This window comes from Azospirillum doebereinerae (assembly GCF_003989665.1).
Classification (GTDB): Bacteria; Pseudomonadota; Alphaproteobacteria; order Azospirillales; family Azospirillaceae; genus Azospirillum; species Azospirillum doebereinerae.
This window is the reverse complement of the sequence record NZ_RZIJ01000021.1, coordinates 62370-83079: the sequence shown is the minus strand read 5'-3', so window position 1 is coordinate 83079 and position 20710 is coordinate 62370. Positions and strand designations below refer to the sequence as shown.

Sequence of the window (20710 nt, the reverse complement as noted above, 5' to 3'; positions counted from 1 at the left end):
TCTCTTTCCGATCACGCGAAGGACGTGGCCGTCCTTCCTGCGCGGCTCAATTCGCCGCGGCGGCCTTCACCTTCGCGTCGGCGGCCCGCTTGGTCACGTAGTCGCTGACGCCGAGCTTGTACTTCTTCTCGCCCTCGGCCATCAGACCCGACGCCTCGGCGCGGATGATCGCCTTGTTGACGGCGTTCAGGAAGGCCGGCTCGTTCTTGCGGACGCCGCCGCCGATGGGGATGTAGTCGAAGGTGTCGAGCGCGATCTTGTACTTGTCGCTCCAGCCCTCCTCGGTCACCTTCATGTGCAGGTTGGGGCCGTCATAGGCGATGGCGTCGCAGCGGTTGTCCTGGAACGCCTTGTAAATCTCCGAGGTCCCGGTGAACAGGACCAGATCGGCGCCGTATTTCTCGATCAGCGTCCGGTTGTAGACGTTGCCCTGGCTGCCGCAGATCTTGTGGCCCTTGACGTCGTCCCAGGACTTGTACTCGGCCGCTTTCGGCGCCAGCAGCACCATCCCGGCCATCAGATAGTATTCGGCCGTGTAGTCGATGACCTTTTCCCGCTCGGCCGTCTTGCCCAGCGTCGCGAAGATCACGTCGATGCGCCCGGCGTTCAGCAGCTCGATGCGGTTCGAGGCGACGACCGGCACCAGCTCGATCGCGGTCTCCGAGCCGAACATGTCCTTGGCGACGGCCCGGGCGAGATCGATCTCGAAGCCGGTCAGTTCGCCCTTCTGGTCGAGGAAGCCGAAGGGCACGTAATCGTTCCGAATGCCGGCGATCAGCTTGCCGCGCTGCTTGACGCGGTCGAACTGGTCGGCCTGTGCGCCCGTGCAGACGGCAAGCCCGGCGGCCAGGACGGAGAGGAGGGCAAGCGGCTTGGCGAAACGAGGCGTCATGGAGATCCCCCTTTGCTTGAGCGCACGAAAAATCGATGGGATCGGCGCTTCGAAGCCTATGATCGCGTTGTCTTTCATAATGTCATAATAGATAATTTGCCCCTGACAATAAGCTGAACTTATGGCCGATTCCGATGAACGTCCGACAGATCGAAGCCTTCCAGGCGGTGATGGCCAGCGGCAGCGTGACGCGTGCGGGGGAACGGCTGAGCATCTCGCAACCCGCCGTCAGCCAGCTAATCGCGCAATTCGAGCGCAGCTGCGGCTTCCGCCTGTTCAACCGGCAGGGCAGCAAGATCACGCCGACCCGCGAGGCCGAAGCGCTCTACAACGAAGTGCAGCGGATGTTCATCGGCGTCGGCCAGATCGCGCGGGTGGCGACGGCGCTGCGCGACCAGAACTGGGGGTCGGTCAGCCTCGGCGCCTTTCCCGCCATCGCCCGGCGGGTGCTGCCCGAGATCGTGTGGAGCTTCTGCGAGGCGCATCCCGACACGCGCTTCCGTCTGGAAAGCATGCGCTCACGCAGCCTGATCGACGCCGTCGCCGCCCAGCATGTGGATTTCGGCCTGAGCATCCTGCCGGGCGACCGTCCCGAGGTGATCAGCGCGCATCTGCACCGTTTGCGCGGGGTCTGCATCCTGCCGGCGGGGCATCATCTGGCCGACCGGCGCACCATCCACGCCCACGACCTCGCCGACGAGGATTTCGTCTCGCTCGGCCCCCAGGACCATTCGCGCTTCATGATCGACCGGGTGTTCGACGAATTGAAGGTGGCGCGGCGCAGCCGGATCGAAGCCGGCCAATCGGAGACCGCCTTTTCCTTCGTCGCGGCCAAGGCCGGGGTCGCCGTCGTCGATCCGATCAGCGCCTTCAACAACGACGACCCGCGCATCGTCGTCCGCCGGTTCGAGCCCGCCGTCGAGTTCGACATCTGGCTCATCCGGCCGAAGGCGGCGCGGTCGTTCAATCTGGTCGACAGTTTCGTCTCGTTCACGCTGGAGCGGCTCGACCTGTTCGCGTCGACCCTGAACGCGGCCTGACCGCCGCCCCAGCCCAACCCCCTACAGGCGCGAATCGACCAGATGGGCGAGCTGCGCGCCCACCTCGTAATAGGCTTCCTTGGCGGCCCGGAACGGGGGGGTGGCCGGCACCGACAGCGGAAGCGGCAGATCCTGTTCCTTGACCTGCCCGAGGATGTGGGCCGCCAGCGCGCGGCCGAACACGGTGCCCGGCGCGATGCCCCGCCCGTTGTAGCCGCAGAAGGACAGGACGTTCCGGTCCAGCTTGTGGAAGCGCGGCAGGTTGTCGCTCGTCATGCCGATCAGGCCATACCATTCCGCCTCGAACCGCACGTCGCCCAGGTGGGGAAACAGCCGCTTGAGCGCGCGCTTCGCCCAGGCCCGGTGCACCGCCGCCCCGACGCCCTTCAACGCGCCGACGCTGCCGAACACCAAGCGCCCGGCCCGGTCGAAGCGGAACGAGCTGAGCACGTCCCTCGTGTCCCACACGCCCTGCCGTTCGGGGAGGATCGCGGACCGCGCGGCCTCGCTCAACGGCTCGGTCGCGAAGTTGAAATAGGGCAGATGCACCTGTTCCTCCCGGACGCGCGCCCACGGCCCGCTCGAATAGGCGTCCGTCGCGACGACGATCCAGTCGGCGGACACCGACCCGGCGGGGGTGCGCACCGTCCACCGCCCCCCGGACTCCTCGGTGGAGAGCACCGGGCTGCCGGTGAAGATCCGGGCGCCGGCCGACACCGCCGCGTGGGCGAGACCACGGGCGTAGGCAAGCGGCTGGATGGTGCCGGCGCGACGGTCGAGCAGCCCGCCGGCGTAGGCCGACGTCCCGACCTTCTCCGCCGTCTGCGCCGCGCTCAACAGCTCCACCGGCGCGCCACGGCGCTGCCACTGCGCCGCGCGGTCCTCCAACTCGCGCAGGCCCTTGGGGCCGACGGCGCAATGGATCGTGCCGCTCGTCTCGGCCTCGCAGGCGATGCCGTGCCGCTCGATCAGGTCGAACACGGCCCTCGGCGCGTTCCCGAGGAAGTCCAGCAGGCGTTCGCCGTAATCGGGTCCCAGCACCTCGACCAGGGATTCGGGCATGACCCACATGCCGGCGTTCACCAGACCGACGTTGCGGCCCGCGCCGCCGAATCCGAGATCCACCGCCTCCAACACCGCCACGTCGGCGCCGCCTTCGGCCAGATGCAGCGCCGCCGAAAGGCCGGTGTAGCCGCCCCCCACGACGACCACGTCGGCCCGCTGCGATCCAGCCAGGGCGGCGGTCGGGGGCGCGGGCGGCGCGGTCAATTCCCAAAGCCCGTGAGAGCGCGGATCGTTCAACATGCCAACGGGTCTCCCTGCCTGTACAAAAATCCCTGCGGGGCCGCGCCGGCCACCGTTCGACGCCGGAATCGCGCGACGTCCCGCCAGACTGGCTTGCGCAGAACCGGGCCGCCAAGCGATCTTTGTGCACGAGGTCATTCGCCTGGAGACTGACATGCAGGGTCCCCGCCGTTTTCTGCCCTCGCTCGCCCTGCTCTCCGCCTTCGAGGCGGCGGCGCGGACCGGCAGCGTGACGGCGGCCGCGCGCGAGTTGTCCCTGACCCAAAGCGCCGTGAGCCGGCAGATTCGGGCCTTGGAGGAGCAGTTGGAGGTCGAGCTTTTCCATCGGGAGCGCCAGACCATCCGGCTGACCGCCGGGGGGATCGGCTACGCCCGCGAAATCCGCGACGCCCTGCGCAAGATCAGCACGGCGTCGCTGAACCTGCGCGCCAACCCGTTCGGCGGCACCCTGACGCTGGCCATCCTGCCGACCTTCGGGACCCGCTGGCTGGCGCCCCGGCTGCCGAAATTCATCGCGGGCAATCCCGGCATCACGATCAACCTGATGACCCGGCTGTCGCATTTCGATTTCCGGCTCGAACCGATCGACGCCGCCATCCATTTCGGCACCGCCGATTGGTCCGGGGCGGAGTGCGCCCTGCTGCGTTCGGAAACGGTGGTGCCCGCTTGCGGTCCGGAGCTTCGGGACCGCCACGGCTTCCAGGAGGCCGGCGACCTCAGGAGGGCGCCGCTGTTGCACCTCACGACGCGCCCCGACGCCTGGGAGCGCTGGCTGACGCTGCACGGCGCCGACGCCCACGCCGTGCACGGCATGCTGTTCGATCAGTTCGCCACGGCGGCCCAGGCGGCGGCGGCCGGGGTGGGGGTCGCCCTGCTGCCCCAGTTCCTGATCGAGGACGAACTGCGCGCCGGCACACTCGTGAAAGCCCTCGATCTGCCGATGAAGAGCGCCGAGGCCTATTACCTCGTCTGGCCCGCCGACCGTGCCCTGTACCCTCCGCTGGTCGCCTTCCGGGACTGGCTGCTGGAGGAGACCGCGCATGACCGATAGCGGCATCCCATTCCCCAGCGGAATGAAGGCACGGTCTCAGAACGGGAACCCCTCGTGCCGTGCCCCGATCCACGATAACCTGGGGTTATGAACATCCGGCAGCTCGAGGCATTCAAGGCCATCGTCGAATTGGGAAGCTTCACGCGGGCGGGCGAAAGGCTGCATTTGTCCCAGCCCGCGGTCAGCAAGCTGATTCTCCTTCTGGAGCGCAACTGCGGCTTCGCTCTGTTTCACCGGCAGAAGAACGGCGTCATCCCGACCGCGGAAGGGGAAATGCTCTATTCCGAAGTCGAACGGGTCTTTCTCGGCGTCGATTCCGTGTCGGCGCGGGCGCGGGCCATCCGGCAGTTCGATTATGGCGAGATCGAGATCGTCGCCTTTCCGTCGCTCGCAACCCGCATTCTGCCGCCGATCCTGGCTGAATTCCTTGGATCGAAGCCTGGACTGCGGGTGACGATGTCGAGCCGCAATTCCTGGCTTCTCGTCGACCGGGTCGCCTCGCAGGGGGTCGATGTCGGTTTTGGAATGCTCGCCTCCGAGCGTCCCGGCGTCCACTTCGAGAAGCTGTGCTCGATGGATGCGGTCTGTGTTCTTCCGGCTGGCCACAGGCTGGCCGCCCGCCCGGTAATCGAGGCTGGGGATCTCCACGGCGAACGCTTTGTCGCGATGGCCGAGGAGGACCGGGCCCAGCTCAAGGTTGACCAAGCCTTTTCCGATTGTGGTGCCGTGCGCGACATCGTCCTGAAGGCGCAGTTGACCGAGGCCTGCTGCTCCTTCGTGGCCTCTGGCATCGGCGTCGCGGTCGTGGACCCGCTGAGCACGGTTGACTTCGCCCCGGCCCAGCTTGTCGTTCGCCCTTTCCGGCCACGGATTGCCTACGACATCTGGGTCGTCACGCCGAGCTTCCGTGAGACCGCGCTGGCCTCGCAGGCTCTGATCGCGCATGTCCGCACCCGTCTCACGGCCAGGATCGTGGAGCTTGCGGAACGGATCGGTGCTCCGGAATAGGGTGTCGGCAGGCATATCCTTTGGTTATGGCTGAGCGGCCATAAGCGATTTGACGATGACGGTGGGCAAGCCCTCAATTCGACCACAGTGAACGGACACTGGCACAGGCGGAGCCTTGGTGCCGGATGTCCTGACCTTCGATGATTCGAGGTGGATGATGGCCGCGATTACAGTGCTCACCCCGACAGGAACGCTTGGATACGGTTTTGGTGACGAGGCTTTGGCCCGTGGCATGGCGCTTGGACCGGCCGTCATCGCGGTGGACGCCGGATCGACCGATCCGGGGCCGCATTACCTCGGCTCCGGCAAACCGCTGGTGTCGGACGTCAGCATCAAGCGGGAACTGACCGCTCTCATCCGCGCCGGCCGGCACGCCGGCATTCCGGTCATCGTCGGCAGCGTCGGCGGTGCCGGGTCGGGGGTTCAGGTCGAACGGACCGCCCAACTGGTCCGCGAGATCGCCCGCGAGCAGAACCTGAACTTCAAGCTGGCGACCATCCGTTCGGACATTCCGATTGAGCGGGCCAAGCGGGCCGTCGCGGCCGGCGAGATCGTCGATTTCGAGGCCGGCAGCCCGCTGACCGAAAAGCTTCTGGACGAGACCGTGACGCTGGTCGCGCAGATGGGGCACGAGCCGATCTGCGCGGCGCTCGACGGCGGCGCGGATGTCGTCATCGCCGGCCGGGCCTGCGACGATTCGGTGATCGCCGCCTTCCCGATCTGGCGCGGGGCGGATCCAGCCTTGGCGATCCATATGGGAAAGATCCTCGAATGCGGCGCGTTCTCGGCCGAGCCCTTCGCCATGGACGTGATGCTCGGCACGGTCCACGAGGACAGCTTCCTGCTGGAGCCCGGCAGCACGGCACGGCGCGCCTCGGTCAAATCCGTTGCCGCCCATTCGTTGTACGAGCGTGAGAACCCCTTCAAGCAATCCGGACCCGGCCACGAGATCGACCTGTCCGGCTGTTCCTTCGAGCAGGTCGGGGAGCGTCAGGTCCGGGTGCGTGGCGCCAGGCTGACGGAGACGGCCGATTATTACGTGAAGCTGGAGGGAGCGAGGCTTGCTGGCTACCGGTCCATCGCGATCGCCGGCATCCGCTGCCCGACCACGATCCGGGCGCTCGACGCGATCCTGGACGACGTCCGCCGGAAGGCCTTGGATTATTTCGCCCCGGCCTCGCTCAGCGTGGTCTTTCATGTCTACGGCGGCAACGGTGTGATGAAGGAGTTGGAGCCGGAAACGGCGCTCCAGCGCGAGATCGGCCTCGTGATCGAGGTGACGGCCGCCGACCAGGAACTGGCGCATGCGGCCTGTCATCAAATCAGCGGCGCGATGCTGCATTATCACTACCCCGGCATCATCAACACGTCCGGCAACCTTGCCTTCCCGTATTCGCCCTCGGATCTGGATCTGGGGCCGGTCTACGAGTTCAGCGCCTACCACCTGATGAAGGTCGACACGCCGACCGAGCTTTTCCCCGTCCGCTATGAGGATCTGTGAGATGAACACGCGCCCCCTCAAGGACCTCGCCGACATCGTCCGCAGCAAGAACGCGGGTCCCTACCGGATCACCTTCGACATCCTGTTCAAGGACAAGGCACGCTACGAGGCCGTCCGCGCGACCGGTGCGATCAGCGCGGAGTCGGTCGCAAAGGCTTACGGCATCGGTGTCTCGCAGGTGTCGTCCTTCTTCGAGATCGACATGGCCAACGCGATCAAGATCACCATCAAGCGCCCACGCGCCCAGGGTTCGTCCGGGGATGGCGACATGTACGGTTGTCAGCATCACGTTCCGCTGATGCTCATCGACGTACCGATGGAATAGACTCCGCCATTCCCGCGCTCTGATGGAGAGATTCAAGGACATGCGCCATTTCACCGACGCAGACGTTGCGACCGCACTCAACTGGCCTGCTTTGGTCAAATCCCTGCGCGAGGGTTTCCGGTGCGGAGCCGACAGCCCGCCGCGCCCCCACTACACGGTGCCGGTGCCGGACGAGCGCGACGCCACCCTGCTGCTGATGCCGGCCTGGAGCCCGGGCCGTTACATCGGCCTCAAGACGGTTACCGTATTCCCGGACAACGGCACGCGGGGGTTGGCGGCGGTCGGCGTCCACTACCTGCTGATGGATGCCCGGAACGGGCGCGTCGCCGCAAGCTTCGACGGTGCCGAATTGACGGCCCGACGCACCGCGGCCGTGTCGGCCCTGGGCTCGACCTATCTTTCGCGAACCGACTCCAGCCGCCTGCTGGTCGTCGGAACCGGACAAATGGCGCCGAAGCTGGCGCAAGCCCACGCCGCGGTCCGCCCGATCCGGACGGTGGACGTCTGGGGTCGCAATCCTGAAAAGGCGGCGGCGTTGGCTGCCGCGCTGTCCGGCGCAGGGATGAACGCCCGCGTCGCGCCTGATTTGGAAGAGGCCGTCCGCAACGCCGACATCGTCTCCTGCGCGACACTCGCTACGGAGCCGCTGATCCATGGTGAGTGGCTCGAACCCGGCATGCATCTGGATCTCGTCGGCGCCTTCACGCCAGCGATGCGAGAAGCCGATGACGTGGCGGTCGAACGCGCGCGGGTGTTCGTCGATACACGCGCCGGCACCCTGTCCGAAGCCGGCGAGATTGTGCAGGCCGTTGCGCGCGGTGCATTCGATCCAAACGCCATCCAAGGCGAGCTTGCCGAACTCGTGCGCGGTGTCGCCGCAGGTCGGCGGACTCCTGACGACATCACCCTGTTCAAGTCCGTCGGATGTTCCCTGGCGGATTTGGTAGCGGCTGAGTTGTGTTTCGAAACTGCGTTGCAAAAATCAGCATAGCGGAAGAGTTTGCCCAACGGTTGTCTAGGTGATGCCGTTGCGGGAAGAGCCAAGCCAAGAGAATGGAGAATAGGAGGCGAGAAGCCCTTCGGTCTAGTGCGCGCCAAATCAAAGGGCTCCTCAACAGGATTTTCCAAATAATATCTAGCTTGTGAATGAATTTCATAATTTTTAGATAATATAAGTGATCAAATTTACAGTGGGCGTGTGGCCTCCTTGAGAAAATCGTTGAGCTCTTGCGGGGGGTGCGCGCGATAGCGGGTGCTCTGCTCAACAAAACGGGCGATCATCTTGACCAAGCCGGCAGAGCCGTCGTAGCTGAAAGCCGAAGCCACCCGCGGAAGCTGGGCACGCAAGAGATCCGGTCCGAAATTGTCCGTCGCCTCGATGAGCAGCGACAGATACGCCTCGCCGCTGAGACGTGCCCGGTTCCGCCACATCTCGATGCTTTTGGCATACTGCGCGCGGTTGCCCTCGGCGACGGCGGGAAGGATCGCTTCCAGACGGTCGCCCTCGTTCATCTCCTGGCGGTAGTTCCGCATCAGGATCGCGCCGCTCATCACGGCCATGCGGGCCCCATTGGCCTCGATCTCGTTGCGCCGGGTCATTTCCGCCCCGATCTCGGACGCGAGCTTGTTCAGGCGGTCGGCGACGGCCGGCCGGTCCGCCTCGGCGGCAAGCGCCCGCGTGACGGTGGCCAGGGTGGCGCCGGCCGGCGCTTCGCCGCTCGGGGCCGCTCTGGAGCTGGCTGCGGTGGCAAACGCGCTGATCCGACTCTGGCTCGTCCCGACGACACCGCCGATCACCACGCGCAGTCCGGTGAACGGCGCCCGTCGCGCCATGCCGTCGGCGAGATCGTAGAGCGGTTCCTCGTGCCGCTCCGCGCTGCGCACATCCAGTTCGGAGGTCAGACAGGAGCCGCCCCGCACGACGAATCCGCCGACCTGGCCGTGCAGCCGCCCCGGCGCCGTCGCCTGATAGGGCTCAAGAACGATTTCCCCGACATTGCCGAGCACATCGTGCAGGCCGAGCGGATTGGGCTTGAGCGTTCCGATGTACTGTGACTGGCCGTTGCAGGAGTCCGGGGAACCGACCCAGGCGTAGTCGCCGATCGCGCCGTCCATCGGGAAGACGCGTCCGACCTCCTGGGACGGCATGATTTTGGTCCCGCCCCGTGCCGCGAACTCCCATTCGGCCTCGGTGGGCAGGCGGATGATGCCGGGGACATTGTCTTCCTGCGGCAAGGCCGCGCGTTCGTTCTTCAACAGCCATTCGGTGTAGCGCTGGGTGAAGGCGACGGCGTCGAACCAGCCGGAATCCTCCTTGGGCAGGGCGCCTTCCGGCCCTTTGGCTTCGCAGCTTTTCCCCATGACGGCGTCGTACTGCGCCAGCGACACCTCGTATTTCCCGATGTAGTAGTAGCGACGGTCGGGCTTCCCGCTCTCGCTGAAGCCGCCGACAATACGGCCGAAGCGGAGATCCTCGCTGCTGGCGCGGGCTTCGTCGGCGTAGCCCATGCGGGTCTGCTGGTCGGCCAGCCAGTTGTTTCCGACGAAGGTGTCGATCCGGCGGAAGACCATCCTGCCGCCGCAAGGCATCGGCAGGGTGAAGTCGCCCGCTGCCGGCTGCGGATCGAAATGCTCCTTCGGCCACGCCGGGGTGGGGGGAGAGACCGCGTGCGCGGTCACCGGAACGCCGGCCAGAAACACCGCCGCCATCAGCGCGGCTCCGGCGAAAACACGACAGTCAGTTGCCACGGATGCCTTCTCCCGGTTCGATGCGCGTGACTTGCCACGCTGCGGTCAAGGAGGCCAGAAGCGCCACGCCCACGGTCAAGGCGAAGGCGGCGCCGAAATGGCCGGGATCGAGCCGGCTCACCGTGCCCGAAACCATCAGTTTGCCGGACAGCGCCGCGTTGAGCGCCGTTGTTGCGGCGAGATAGGCCGCCGTGGCCAACGCCCAGCCGACGACGGCGATCGCCGTCGCCTGGACGACGGGGAACAGGGCGGTGTGCAGGCGGGGCAGGCCATGGAGCCGCAGAACGCTCAGGGCCGGTCTCTTCCGGTTGACGCTGCCCCACAGGGTGGCCCCGAACGAGACGAGGAAACCCAGGGCTCCCGCCGTCGCGATGACCGCGAAGATCATCCCGAGCGCCGTGTTCAGCGCCATGATGCCCTCGAACTCCTTCAGGCGCGGTGCCCGCACCGGGAGCCCCCGGGCCGACAGGTCGGCGTGCAGCGCCCGCAGGCCCGGCAGGTCGCGGGCGTAGAGGCGGAAGTTCCGGTAGGCGAAGGGGCGCGTGGCCTCGCGGCCGGTCCAGCCGAAGGCCGGGACGGCGAGACCGTCGCGCCACTGCTCCACGGCCGCCAGCGTCTCGTCGGCCAGCAAGGCCCCGTCGGCGTCCCACAGCGCCGGATCGACGAACCCCGTCACGGTCAGCGGCAGGTCGAGGGCTTCGTCCTCGCCGGCGAGACGGCGCACGGCGGAGAGCAGGATGCGGTCCCCCGGCCCGACGCCGAGCCTGGAGGCGAGGCCACGGGACAGCACCGCCTCGGTCCGGCGCGGCGCGTCCTGGTTCCCTCCGAGAAACGGGTCGCCGGGACCGCTGCCGAGAACGACGCCATCGGCACGGGGGGCAAGGCCGCCGGTCTGATTGATGGTCTGTTTGGCGAAGACCATCTCGCGCGCGATGGGCGAGGCATGCCCGACGGCGAAGCCGACGCGCGGGTCGGCGCGGAGCGCGTCGAAGAAGTCCGGCGGATAGTGGCCCTGCTGGGTCGCCAGGATCTGGCGGTTGCGCGGGTCTTCCGCAAGGTCGGCGACAAGGCTGCTGACCACGCCGACGCGCAGGCTGTAGAGCACCAGGAGCGGGGCCAGAATCGTCGCCAGGGCCAGAGCCTGGGTCAGGAAGCTGGAACGGTCGTGCAGCAGGTCGCGCAGGCCCAGGGACAGGCCGGTGATCCAGAGCCTCATGCGGCGGCCCCTTTGTGGGACGGGGAGGACAGGGTCACCGCCTGAAGCGCGCCATCGGGAGCGTCGCGGCTTCCGTCGTCGGTCAGGCCGATCGGGGCGAAGGCGAACTCCTCCACCAGCGCCAGATCGTGGGTGGCGACCAGCAGCGCGGCTCCCGCCTCGGCGGTCGTTCGGCACAAAAGCCCCATGACGACGCGGGCGATGCCGCGATCGAGCGAAGCGGTCGGCTCGTCCGCGATGACGACGCTCGGGCGGTGGGCCAGGGCCCGCGCGATGGCGACCCGTTGCCGTTGACCGCCGGACAGGCGGGCGGGCGGGCTGCGGAACAGGGCGTCGATCCCAAGCTCCCGGCCCAGCCGGTCGATCCAATCGGGATCGGCGCGCCCGGCGAGGCGCTGGCTGAGGGCGATGTTGTCGCGCACCGACAGGAACTCCAGCAAGCCGCCGGTCTGTTGGACATAGCCGAAGGCGCGCGCGCGCAGGCGGGTGAGCAGAGGCTCGCGCCGGTCGGCCCAGGCTCCGGCCACATCCACGGCGCCGTCCGGCGCGTTCACCAGGAAGGCTTGGGCGGCGGCCGGGGCGCGAGCGCAGGCGATGGTCTCGATGAAGGTGCTCTTGCCGCTTCCGCTCGGCCCCAGCACGGCGACGCGGTCGCCGGGACGAAGCTGGAAGTTGGGGACCGTCAGGCGGAAGCGGCGGTCCGCGTCCTGCCGCTCCGCCCGCAACCCCTCGATCGCGATCAGCGGTGTCGTTCCGTCGCCGGTCATGGCATCAGGCTGATCGGCACGGGGTAGACGGCTTCCTCGATCCCGGCGGCGGGATTGAGCTGCACCCAGCGGTCCACATCCTGGAAATAGCTTTTGTAGATCTGCTGCTTGGAACGGATTCCGGTCAGCAGTTCATGAATCTGGGTGTCGCTCAGGGCTTCCAGCGTTTCCTGCCCATGGGACAGCAGCGTGCTCTGGTAGGGCAGATGCCTCACGAAGCCGGAGACCAGATCCTTGAGGTTCCGCACCTCGTCGGGGTTGGGCACGCGGGTCGCGAAGTTGGGATCCAGGGATTGCAGGGCGGTCGGATCGGTCTGCGCGGTCGCCAGGACGTGGCGGATCTGCGCGAAGAAGGACTGGCTGCCTCCCGCCGCGTCGAGCCGGCGCGTGGAGGCCTGGGAAATCGCGTCGAGCGCCTGATACAGCTCGTTCAACTGGTTGCGCGTCAGCAGGACGTTGATGTCGAAGGATTGCCGGGCCATGGGATCGGCCGGGTCGAAATCCGCGGCCCAACCTTCGAGCACGGTCGGCGCGCGGGTGTTCCGCCGGTTGCCCAGCCATGCCAGCTGCATCGCGCGTCCGGCGTCGATGATCGGAGACGGGGTGGCCGCAGCTGGCGGGGACGCCCCGGCCGCGGCCGGGCCGCCGGCGATCTGCCCTTGCGCGGCGTTTGCCGACATCTGAACGATGTCGTCGGCTTGGCGGTCGATGATGTCGCCGAAGCGCTCCAGATCCCCGTCGGGGACGGTAAGGACGTAGCGGCGGTCCGTCGGCCGGAAGCGCGAGAGCTGGTTGAACTGGCTTTCCGCCTGGGCGTGGTATTCCTTTCCCTGCGGTGTTTTCAGAAGGATCGAGACTATGGCCGTCGCCTTGTCCGGCGCGCCGGCGCTCGCGGACATGTCCGCCGGGTTGATCCGGGTCGAGCTGCGGGGATCGCCGGCTTCCCGGACGGGGGCGTCGGTGATCATAACAACGAAACGCCCGCCGAACTTCGGCCAGCTTTCCATCTGCATCCCCGCCTGCACGCCGGCCATCCCGTCCTCGACGAAGCCGGCGTTGGAGACGGATGATTCCTGCATGCCGTCGATGGCCTTCTGGAACGCCGTGGCGTCGAAGCGCTCGGCCAGCGGGTGGTAGACGCGGGTGACGTAATCCTCGCCCGCCCGCCCGTCCAGCGCATCGCGGAAGCCGACCAGCCCGAAACTGACCTTGTCGCCGATGGACGACTGGCGGATGCGTTCGATCATGCGCCGCACCGTCTTGCGGGTGCGGTCGATGTAGCGTCCCATCGAGGCCGTGGTGTCGATCACGAAGACGACCCCGGTCTTGAACTCTCCCAAGGCTTGGCTGGGCGACACCTCGTCCCGCTCCTCCGGCAGGGGCAGGGAGACGGACGCGATCCGCACCAGCTTCGTCCCGCCGCGCCGGCGAACGCCGGGCACCTGCACGTCCACCGCGTCCAGGATCGGCAACAGGTAGAAGGAGGAACGGAAATCGGCGACCGGCTGGGGTTCCATGGCGATGACGCCGCTGTCCGGCGGCAGCGTCCGCGCCCGCGCGCCCTGGACCAACTGGGTGACGCGCTCGCCCCGCTGCGCGTCGGCCAGCAGGGCGTCGAGCGATGGGCGCTGCTCGAAGAACAGCACGGGCGGGCGGTTCGGCGCCTGGTTGAAGGACAGCGCCACAGCCTGACGCCAAGGCACCGTGGAGTCCTCGGCCAACCATCCCGTCGGGGCTTGGCTGCGGTTGGGGCCGACCCGCAGCCAGGTCCGCCCGGCCACCGGCTTGCGCTCGAAGACGTAGAAATGGGTGAAGGTCGGCAGCGCGGCCCCGGCCGTGCCGGAACCCGGCGCCGTGCCCAGCGTCGCGAGCGGGCGCGTCAGGATGCGCTGGTCGAGCCCCGGCACCCCGTCGACCTGAAGCGGCGGGGCGGCCCCCACCGGCACCGGGGCGAGGGTGGACAAGGTTCCAAAAAGCACGCCGGCCAGAACCGCCGCCCGTTTCAACGCAGTCATGACCCGTTCTCCCAATTCTACCGGCACGCCGTCTTGGCCTTGGGGATTTCGAGACGCAGGGCTTCGCGGGACAGCATGTCGCCCTCGTCGGCCCGGCGGTTCAGTTCCGTCTCCAGACGCTGGAGAGCGGCGGTTGCCCCCGCTTCCCCGGCGGCGCAGGCCCGGCTGTAGAGCTGGATCGCCGCGATGTCGTTCGGCTCGCGGTACAGGCCGGGAGCGAAGTCCACGGAATCCAAGGCCTGCGCCAGATAGAGCAGCGTCGGCCCATAGCTTTCCGCTTCGGGTTTGCGAAGCTGCCGCAACGCCTCGTCCACGTTCCCGGCCGCGGCTGCGGAGACCCCACGGTCGTGCAACTCCGCCAGCGTCGGCGGGAGAGCCGGTGCTGGCGGTGGAGCCGGGACGGCGGCCTGGGGAGGGGCTGCCGGGGCGACGGGCGGAGTCTCGGTCGACCGCGACGCCAGAAGAGCCGCGGCGATCAAGAGCAGCAGAACGGCGACCAACAGCCACAACCACCATTTAGACCACCAAGGCAGAGGCGGAGGTGAAATCGGCGGAGGAGGTGGTGGGGATGGAGGTGGCGGTGGCGGTGGCGGAGCGGGAGGAGGTGGTGTGGGTGGTGTGGGTGGGGGAATCGGCAAGGGAGGCGGTGGCGGTTCCGCCACGGATGGCGCTTGCGATGCCGCGAAGGAGGAGCCGCTTCGTCCTCCCGGATCGCTGACGGGAGCGCCGGGATTCGACGGAGGGGTGATGCCTTGCCACACGGCCTGACCTTCCAGCCCAAGCTCCGGCAGCCCGATCCGCACCGGCGTGTAGTCCTCGATCTGGGCCGTGACCCGTTCGCCGAGGGGAACGATGAGATCGCTCCCCTCGCTCCGCACCGGGCCGGAAACCCAGCGATACTCCACCGCCTGCCAGCCGGAGGGGCCGAGGAAGGGAAATTCCGGATCGTCCTGCATGACGACCACCTTGACCGGCGCATCGGCACGTCCGGCGGCGGCGGGAACCACCACGGCGGCAACGCCGCCCTGGGGAAAGGCGGGGTCGTCCTTGACGTCATAGGGAAGGCGCATCGTGGCTCACATTACAGGCGGAAGGCGTCGAGGATGGCGCCGAGCCGGGCGTTCTGTTCCGGATCGACCAGTTGGCCGGCGCTGGACGACGCGTTTTCCCGCGTCAGGGTCAGGAAGGCCTTGGCCCATTCCGTCGGAAACTGGCGCCGCAAGGTGGACAGGTCGGCCTCGTCCTGGGGCAGGTCGGGCAACGCGCCGGGCGGCAGCCGGCCGGCCGGCGTGAAGGCCCTGCGGGCCTGCGCGGCCAGATCGGGATCGGAGGAGTCCTCCATGATCCGACGGCCGGCGTCGCTGATGAAATCATTGATCAGCAGGCTCGCCCCCAGGGCCACCGCGGCCGCCGTCGCCGCCGGGGCTTGGCGGTAGCCGATGATCTTCCCGGTGTGGGCGTCGATCCGCTCGATCAGCTGGAGGCGCCGCGCCCCGCTTTCCAGTTCGTCGACGAAGGTCTGGAACTGTTCGGGCGTCAACCCGAAGAAGCCGGTCAGGGCCGTGTCGCCGGTCTTGCGCAGCAGCCCGTCCAGCCAGCGCGCCACCGCCGCGCTGCCGTAGGCGTCCCGCTTCGGGGGCGGTGCGGCGGGCGCCGCCTTTGGTTTGGCTTCCACCGCCCCGAACCCGAGCGCGTCGAGATCAATGCCGAACTCGTCGTCCGGAACCGGGGGCTTCGCCGTGGGCGCGGCCGTGGCCGCGGGCGTGTTCCGGTCGCGGCGCGCGTAGTCGAAATAGGCCTGACGGAGCGCCAGCTCCTCGACGCCGAGTTCCAGCAGGAACAGCCCGAGCGGCTGGCCCGAGGCGACCAGGGCGCGGAACGCCGCCACCGCGCGGGCGGTGCGCCGGTCCAGCCTTTCCTTGATGTCGTCCTTGTCGAAATAGGTCGAGAGCTTGGTGGACAGCTCGACCGCCAGCGCCTCGGCCCGGGGCCGGATCTGGTCGTGCTTCAGGTCCGGCGCGCAGACCGGCGCCAGCGCGTCCGCCAGATGCGACACACCGCCGTCGTTGAAGGCCATCATGGCGTCGACCTTGCGGTCCAGCTCGGCCACATGTGTCCGCACCAGATGGTTCTCGGACAGGGAGCGGCGGAAATTGGGCAGCAGGCGGGTTTCGAAGTCGCGGGTCAGCGCCGCCTCGTCGCGCACCACCCGGTCGGTCGGCGGGCCGTCGTAGACGAAGATGCTCTGCTGTTCGACCGCCTTGGGGTTGCGCAGCATGAAGCTGTTCGCAAAGGGCGCTCCCGGATGCCATTCCGTGGTCCAGCCGGGGAAGGAGCGGAAGTTGGTGTCGAAGCGGTTCTCGATCTGCTGCTCCATCCCGGCCCCGGCGGCGAGGTCGAAGAGCCGGTCGCACTTGGTCATGCAGAAGAGAAGGCTGGTCTTGCGGCCGGCGCGCTCCTTGGCCGTGGCGCCATGGGTCTTGGCGATCCAGCCCTCGACCAGTTCGGGCAGCTTGGCGACCTCCAGATTGCTGTCGGGCACGCACAGCATCATGGTGTTGAGGTCGAGGTCGGCCACGTAATTGTCGAACAGCACGGCGACCTTGCCGCGCAGAAGGCAGTTCTCGCGCGGCGGCCGTTCGCCCGGCTTCACCTCCCGGCGCAGATACTTCTCGGGCGTCTTGTCCTCGCGGGACCGGGCGCCGGGGAAGTCGAGGAGGTCGGTGTGCTCCAGGAACGGCCAGGGCGAGCGGTCGAGGGTCACCCGCAGCTCGGAGGTCAGGGCGGTGACCACCGATTTCCGCAGCGAGACCTGCGTGCCGTCGGCCAGCGAGAGCCGGACGATCTGCGCGCCGGGGCCGCTGCTCTGCGACAGCTCGTAGATGCGGTCCACATGCAGCACGCCGGCCGAGGTGTCGCGGATCGCCTCCATCTGGGCGAAGGCCGCCGGGGCGTGGGCGAGCTGGTCGAGCGCGCCCTTCAGTTCGACGAAGAGGCTGTCGAATTCCGGCAGGTTGCCCCACAGGGGGGAGAGGGCGCGGACGCGGGCGCCGCCGCCCAGCAGCGGCAGGAGCCGTTCCATCGCCGGCCAATAGGCCTCCGCCAGCTCGGGGATCTGCAGATACGGATGCGCGGGCAGGCTCTCCTCGAAATACCCGCGCAGCTCCAGCACGTCCTCCATCCGCAGACCGGCGGCCGGGGTCTTGCCGGCCAGCGGTTCCAGCTCGTCCACCAACCGGTCCACCCACGCGACGTGCAGCGGGTCGCGCGGTTCGTAGGTGCCGGCCAGATCGAACAGGAAGCTGTTGACCAGGATCTTGACGAGATCCACCTCCCGCAGCAGGCGCAGCACGACCGGGAAGCCGCGCGGGGTGGGGTAGGGGGCGATGGAGAAGCGCGTGACCAGCCCGGTGGTCTCCTTGCCGCCCTGCGGGTTCACTTGGCTGAGGAAGTCCAGCTCCTCGCGCTCGTCACCGCTGCCGAAGACCACCTTGGCCGGACGTTCGGTCGGGGTGATGAATTTTCCGATCAGGAAGGACTTGCCCGCTTGGCTGGGGCCGAAGACCGCCGCCGACATCGGACGCACCGCGGCGGAGGCCAGCCGGTTGGCCTCCACCACATGCCGCTTCAGGCTGCGCTCGAGCCCGGACCGCGCCGGTCCGACGAGCTTCGCGTTGTCGGCGATCCATCCCAGGGCTTCCTTGGCGGCTTGCGCCATGGCCAGACAGCGCGTGCCGAGCGCTTGGTCCTTCTCGCGTACCATCGAACGCCTCTTTCTCTCAGCCCTGCGAGTTCATGGACAGCAGACCGCTGTCGAGCCAATAGCCGGCTTCCTGGCCGCGCTCCACGCGCAGGGTCTGGAAGCTCAGGCGCAACTGATCCGACGCGTCCTGGCCGTTGGCGTCCTTGATCTCGCGCAGTTCGAACTCCTCCAGGGCGCCTTCGTCCTCGTCGGCGGTCTGGTTCCGACGGTCCAGGGTCACGGAAAGCGGCATCGCGAGCTTTCCGGCCTCTGCGGAATTGCGGAAATCGAGGAAGTAGAGCGGCGTCGTCTTCCACCGCTCCAGCGGAAGCTGCCGGTAGCCGATGAAGACCGGCGGCGTTACCGTGACCGTGCGGCTGGTGCTGTGTTCCTTGCGGTCGAGATCGACGTCGGAGAACACCAATTTTTCCGTCCGGATCTGGTCGTTGATTTCCATCGCGCCGATGTAGCGGGCCGTGGAGCGCATGCGGATGTCGCTGGTGCGCACCAGCATCCCTTCGACCTGCCCCTCGCAGACCTGACAGAGCATGGCCCCCACCGCCGCCGTCGTCTTGGGATCCTCGATCTTGAAGGTGGGAGAATGGAACGGGTACCAGTTGCCGATGCCGTAGGAATCCATCGGCACGATGCGGCTGGGCGGCAGCGGCGCCTGCCCGATGATCATGTCCTTGATCACCGGGAAGCGCGACGGCCGGCCGGACAGCAGCAGGACGTCGCAGTCGTAGGAACGGACGACGTCGCACATGTCCGTCAGCATCGGGCGGACGACGCCGCGGATGGTCGCGGCGATGCGGTCGCGGCGGGTCTGCACGACCACGCTCTCCAGGCTGAAATCCCTGGCGCCGCTCCGCCGGGCGGCCTCGACCAGATAGTCGACGACGGCGCGGCGCGGCTGGCGGTCGGCCGGGAAGGCATCGACCAGACGCAGGGTCAGCTCGTCGTTGCCGGCGTGGCGCCCGCCGTTCTCATACTGCGCCAGCAGGGCCAGCGCCGCCGGCCGCAGCACCTGGTTGACGAAGAGGGCGCGCAAGGTCCGCTCCTGCTGGGACATGCCCTCGCGTTCGCTGCTGAAGCGCTCCACCAGGAAATTCACGGGGTAGGGCGCCCCGGCCTCCGCCAGCGCCGTCTGCAGGCAGGGCAGGACCTCGTCCTCGATCACCTGCTTCAGGATGTCGTCGCCGGCCAGCCGGAAGCCCTCGCGGAACAGCTGGATGGGTTGGATGGTCCGGTCGTTGTCGGTGACCTCGTGCTGGATGATCATCAGGTCGGTGGTGCCGCCGCCCATGTCCATGCTGGCGATGCGCAGCATGGGGCGGTGCCCGGACTCCTGCCGGTTGCGCCGCATCATGGTGAAGAAGTCGCGGGGGGCGCTTTGCAGCTTCTGCGTGATCTCGTTGTACAGGTAGACCAGATGCGTGGCCGTGGCCTCGTCCCATTCGGTCTTGAGGTCGGGACGGCGGCGCAGCGGGTGGGCCGCGTCCCAGCCCATCACCTCCCAGAGCAGGTTGATGGCCCATTTCGCCAAGCGCTTCAGCGCCTTCTGCTCGGCGACCGGGGTCGCGGACGGCACCGTCAGGATGACGTTGCGCAGCACGCGCGGCTCCTCGCTGCGCGCCCGGTGGGCGCGGGTGGAGGGCGCGTTGATCTGGATGAGCGCGTGGGCCAGGATCTCGGTCAGCATCAGCATGTACAGCGAACTGCGCGAGTAGGCCGGCTTCATGCCCGGCAGCCCGCCGGGTTTCAGCAGGTCGCCGCGCTGCGTCAGCTTGGCCGGGATCGGTCCCCGGATCGGCGGCACCCGTTCCCCCGCCGGCAGCAGGCCGCCGTTGTTCACCCAAGGGGTGGTGCGCTCCGTCCGGTCCCACAGATAGCGCTTGGGGCTGGACAGGCCGCTGCGCCCTTGCGTGCCGTCGGTCAGCGAGCCGAGCCAAGCCGCCTCCGGCCCGACGCGCACGGGGCTGGGCCACCAGAAGGCGTCGCGCACCGGACGTCCCGACATGCGCGAATAGGCGCCGAGATTGAAGTTGGCCGTGTGGAACTCGACCCGGCTTTCGAAGGGGTCGGCGTAGGTGTGCGCCGGGTTGGACAGATCGCGCAGCTCCAGCCGGTAGGCCTGGCTCATGTCGAGCCGTTGCGCCCCCTCGGACGAATCCTCGATCAGGATGCCGCAGGTGCGGCTGTTGCCGATGTCGATGACGAGGTTGACCGGAATCGGCTTCTGGTCGCGCGCGTAGGGCGCCTCGTCGAGGAAGCGCAGGCGCGGCAGGATCGGGCCTTCCGGTGCGTCGACCGGCCGGTCGGCCGCGTCGCCGCTGCCGAGAATCTTCAGCAGGACCAGATAGGTGGCCCAATAGAGGCCGCCACGCGGCAGGTTTTCCAGCGTCACCTTGCGCCCGCCGCGCCGCGCGCTTTCCGCCGCCAGATAGCTGTCGCGCAGCCAGGAACGCACCCATTCGGTGCGCAGGAAGAAGTTCACGTCCTCCAGGCCGGTCGCGAGACCGAAGGGTGTCATTTCGGCGGCGTCGCGCGGCTCGGGCATGATGTAGCGGTGATCGCCGGGCCGTTCCGCGAGCAGCGTGTCGAGCGCCAGCGTCACCCGCCACCGGTTGCCGTCGGCGTCGGGTTCGGGCAGCCGGGTGACGAAAAGCCGCGCCCAATTGGTCGGGCCATCGGCGAAGGCGCCGTCCTCCCGCACCCGCAGCACCGGCGCCGGCAGCCACGCCCCCGCCAGCATGTCGAGCGCCTGTTCGCCGCGAACCGGAAACACCTCGTCCTCGGCGACGGCGACGGGCAGGCCGCTGGCCGGATCGAGGTAGTAGGGTTGCTTGTCCTCGTCGTGCCGGACGATGTGCAGCACCTCGGCCGGCCGGCCATCGGCGTCCGTCTCCGTCGCGCGCACCTCGCAATAGAAGTGCTGCTGCACCTGTCCGGCGAAGGCCGCTGTCACCGCGAAGTCGAGAAACTGGATGCCGGTGTTGGGGATCAGCGTCACGACGCTGCCCTTCTGCCAACGGAACAGGCTCTTCAACATGGCGCTTTCACCCTTATTTCTCGAAGGCCTGCGTGTCTCGCGCAGGCC

15 protein-coding genes are annotated in these 20710 nt (G+C 68.0%); 6 read left to right on the top strand and 9 right to left on the bottom strand.

The window, feature by feature from the left end:
- Positions 1-46: 46 nt before the first annotated feature.
- On the bottom strand, positions 47-892 hold the full coding sequence (locus EJ913_RS22925) for a transporter substrate-binding domain-containing protein (RefSeq protein ID WP_127002249.1): 846 nt from the start codon (positions 890-892) through the stop codon (positions 47-49).
- Between the two features lie 134 nt (positions 893-1026).
- Between EJ913_RS22925 and EJ913_RS22920 the strand changes: the two genes are divergently transcribed.
- Positions 1027-1932 carry a LysR substrate-binding domain-containing protein gene (locus EJ913_RS22920; RefSeq protein ID WP_127002247.1) on the top strand — a complete coding sequence of 302 codons (906 nt, stop codon included), beginning with the start codon at positions 1027-1029 and terminating at the stop codon, positions 1930-1932.
- Positions 1933-1953: 21 nt separating this feature from the next.
- Here the strand turns inward: EJ913_RS22920 and EJ913_RS22915 are convergent, their stop codons facing one another.
- Complete coding sequence (locus EJ913_RS22915; RefSeq protein WP_127002245.1) at positions 1954-3237, bottom strand: NAD(P)/FAD-dependent oxidoreductase; 1284 nt, start codon at positions 3235-3237, stop codon at positions 1954-1956.
- A 154-nt stretch (positions 3238-3391) separates the two neighbouring features.
- Between EJ913_RS22915 and EJ913_RS22910 the strand changes: the two genes are divergently transcribed.
- The 5 genes from EJ913_RS22910 to lhpI all read left to right on the top strand — a co-directional run bounded on the left by EJ913_RS22910 (position 3392) and on the right by lhpI (position 8113).
- Complete coding sequence (locus EJ913_RS22910) at positions 3392-4288, top strand: LysR family transcriptional regulator (RefSeq protein WP_127002243.1); 897 nt, start codon at positions 3392-3394, stop codon at positions 4286-4288.
- An 87-nt stretch (positions 4289-4375) separates the two neighbouring features.
- Positions 4376-5296, top strand: a complete 921-nt coding sequence (locus EJ913_RS22905) for a LysR substrate-binding domain-containing protein (protein ID WP_127002241.1) — start codon at positions 4376-4378, stop codon at positions 5294-5296.
- A 232-nt stretch (positions 5297-5528) separates the two neighbouring features.
- The gene (locus tag EJ913_RS22900) at positions 5529-6797 is read left to right on the top strand and encodes an acyclic terpene utilization AtuA family protein (protein WP_211099026.1); all 1269 of its coding nucleotides are present in this window, start codon (positions 5529-5531) and stop codon (positions 6795-6797) included.
- A 1-nt stretch (position 6798) separates the two neighbouring features.
- A complete protein-coding gene (locus EJ913_RS22895) occupies positions 6799-7122 on the top strand; it encodes a DUF4387 domain-containing protein (RefSeq protein WP_127002237.1) in 324 nt (107 codons plus the stop codon).
- Positions 7123-7162: 40 nt separating this feature from the next.
- Positions 7163-8113 (top strand): bifunctional Delta(1)-pyrroline-2-carboxylate/Delta(1)-piperideine-2-carboxylate reductase, encoded by a 951-nt coding sequence (lhpI, locus tag EJ913_RS22890; protein WP_127002235.1) that lies wholly within the window; start codon positions 7163-7165, stop codon positions 8111-8113.
- A 194-nt stretch (positions 8114-8307) separates the two neighbouring features.
- On the opposite strand, the gene EJ913_RS22885 is transcribed toward lhpI, so the two are convergent.
- From EJ913_RS22885 to EJ913_RS22855, 7 genes are read right to left on the bottom strand one after another with little or no spacing between them, the layout of a single operon-like run.
- Positions 8308-9831: a formylglycine-generating enzyme family protein gene (locus EJ913_RS22885; RefSeq protein WP_127002233.1), complete on the bottom strand. Its 1524-nt coding sequence runs from the start codon at positions 9829-9831 to the stop codon at positions 8308-8310.
- Between the two features lie 28 nt (positions 9832-9859).
- Positions 9860-11086: an ABC transporter permease gene (locus EJ913_RS22880; RefSeq protein ID WP_127002231.1), complete on the bottom strand. Its 1227-nt coding sequence runs from the start codon at positions 11084-11086 to the stop codon at positions 9860-9862.
- On the bottom strand, positions 11083-11853 hold the full coding sequence (locus EJ913_RS22875) for an ABC transporter ATP-binding protein (RefSeq protein WP_127002229.1): 771 nt from the start codon (positions 11851-11853) through the stop codon (positions 11083-11085). The genes EJ913_RS22880 and EJ913_RS22875 overlap by 4 nt, the downstream gene beginning before the upstream one ends.
- The gene (locus EJ913_RS22870; RefSeq protein ID WP_127002227.1) at positions 11850-13868 is read right to left on the bottom strand and encodes a vWA domain-containing protein; all 2019 of its coding nucleotides are present in this window, start codon (positions 13866-13868) and stop codon (positions 11850-11852) included. Before EJ913_RS22870 ends, EJ913_RS22875 begins: the two co-directional genes overlap by 4 nt.
- Before the next feature lie 17 nt (positions 13869-13885).
- Positions 13886-14938, bottom strand: coding sequence for a hypothetical protein (locus tag EJ913_RS31820; protein WP_185909900.1), 1053 nt, complete (start codon positions 14936-14938; stop codon positions 13886-13888).
- 11 nt (positions 14939-14949) lie between these two features.
- Positions 14950-17631, bottom strand: coding sequence for a virulence factor SrfC family protein (locus EJ913_RS22860; protein ID WP_127002225.1), 2682 nt, complete (start codon positions 17629-17631; stop codon positions 14950-14952).
- 16 nt (positions 17632-17647) lie between these two features.
- Entirely contained in the window at positions 17648-20662 is a 3015-nt protein-coding gene (locus EJ913_RS22855; RefSeq protein WP_127002223.1) for a virulence factor SrfB, read from the bottom strand.
- Positions 20663-20710 lie beyond the last annotated feature (48 nt).

Excerpts from the sequence above, each read along its gene's own strand:
- EJ913_RS22925 (WP_127002249.1), bottom strand. The coding sequence starts at position 892 with ATGACGCCTCGTTTCGCCAAGCCGCTTGCCCTCCTCTCCGTCCTGGCC.
- EJ913_RS22910 (WP_127002243.1), top strand. The coding sequence starts at position 3,392 with ATGCAGGGTCCCCGCCGTTTTCTGCCCTCGCTCGCCCTGCTCTCCGCC.
- EJ913_RS22855 (WP_127002223.1), bottom strand. The coding sequence starts at position 20,662 with ATGTTGAAGAGCCTGTTCCGTTGGCAGAAGGGCAGCGTCGTGACGCTG.
- EJ913_RS22900 (WP_211099026.1), top strand. The coding sequence starts at position 5,529 with ATGGCGCTTGGACCGGCCGTCATCGCGGTGGACGCCGGATCGACCGAT.
- EJ913_RS22915 (WP_127002245.1), bottom strand. The coding sequence starts at position 3,237 with ATGTTGAACGATCCGCGCTCTCACGGGCTTTGGGAATTGACCGCGCCG.
- EJ913_RS22875 (WP_127002229.1), bottom strand. The coding sequence starts at position 11,853 with ATGACCGGCGACGGAACGACACCGCTGATCGCGATCGAGGGGTTGCGG.
- EJ913_RS22895 (WP_127002237.1), top strand. The coding sequence starts at position 6,799 with ATGAACACGCGCCCCCTCAAGGACCTCGCCGACATCGTCCGCAGCAAG.
- EJ913_RS22860 (WP_127002225.1), bottom strand. The coding sequence starts at position 17,631 with ATGGTACGCGAGAAGGACCAAGCGCTCGGCACGCGCTGTCTGGCCATG.
- EJ913_RS22870 (WP_127002227.1), bottom strand. The coding sequence starts at position 13,868 with ATGACTGCGTTGAAACGGGCGGCGGTTCTGGCCGGCGTGCTTTTTGGA.
- EJ913_RS22880 (WP_127002231.1), bottom strand. The coding sequence starts at position 11,086 with ATGAGGCTCTGGATCACCGGCCTGTCCCTGGGCCTGCGCGACCTGCTG.
- EJ913_RS31820 (WP_185909900.1), bottom strand. The coding sequence starts at position 14,938 with ATGCGCCTTCCCTATGACGTCAAGGACGACCCCGCCTTTCCCCAGGGC.
- lhpI (WP_127002235.1), top strand. The coding sequence starts at position 7,163 with ATGCGCCATTTCACCGACGCAGACGTTGCGACCGCACTCAACTGGCCT.
- EJ913_RS22920 (WP_127002247.1), top strand. The coding sequence starts at position 1,027 with ATGAACGTCCGACAGATCGAAGCCTTCCAGGCGGTGATGGCCAGCGGC.
- EJ913_RS22885 (WP_127002233.1), bottom strand. The coding sequence starts at position 9,831 with ATGGCGGCGGTGTTTCTGGCCGGCGTTCCGGTGACCGCGCACGCGGTC.
- EJ913_RS22905 (WP_127002241.1), top strand. The coding sequence starts at position 4,376 with ATGAACATCCGGCAGCTCGAGGCATTCAAGGCCATCGTCGAATTGGGA.